1 pseudogene is annotated in these 714 nt (G+C 41.9%); it reads left to right on the top strand.

The features are described 5' to 3' along the window. Positions 1-65 precede the first annotated feature (65 nt). Positions 66-714, top strand: a pseudogene (locus tag L2748_RS24215) (transposase); the annotation flags it as partial.

Raw genomic sequence — 714 nt, 5'->3', positions numbered from 1 at the left:
GTATTCTGGTCTAATCGATCTGGACACCTTGATTGTGGATAATAGAGCCTACAATTGAGGTAAGCATGAATACGAAAAGACAGTACCGAACTTATACCAAAGAGTTTAAAGAAGAAGCTTTAGGCTTAATTACGGAACAAGGTTATAGCGTTCCACAAGCTGCAGAGGCGCTTGGTGTATCATCAAACTTGCTATATACCTGGAAGCAGAGGGCTGAGGAGCTAGAGAGCTCTAATGTCACTGCTGATGAGAGACAGGAGCTTTTAGCCCTAAGAAAAGAGGTAAAACAACTTAGGGTAGAGAAAGAAATACTAAAAAAGGCCAGTGCCTTCTTCGCGAAAGAAATGAAGTAAAATTCCAATATATTCGAGACAACCTCTCTCGATTCGGAATAAAAACAGTTTGTAAGGTACTGAAAGTCAGTCGCAGCGCCTACTATAACTGGTTAACAAGACCCGCTAAGATTATTAGTGTGAATGAGCTAAACCTGTACCGTACGGCAAAGCGCCTATTCAAGCGCAGCCGTAACAGTTTAGGCTCACGTCAGTTAGCTAAAAAGCTCCGTGAAGAAGGCTTTATAATTGGTCGATATCGCACTCGTTCAATTATGCGAAAGTTAGGCCTAGTGGTTATTCAACGTCAAGCTTATAAAGTTACGACGAAGCGAAAACACAGCGACAGTGTTGCTGATAACGTCCTGAACCAGAACTTTAA

Origin of the sequence: Shewanella sairae, from assembly GCF_023283535.1 — a bacterium.
In the GTDB taxonomy this organism is placed as follows: Bacteria; Pseudomonadota; Gammaproteobacteria; order Enterobacterales; family Shewanellaceae; genus Shewanella; species Shewanella sairae.
This window is presented reverse-complemented; position numbering and strand designations above follow the sequence as displayed.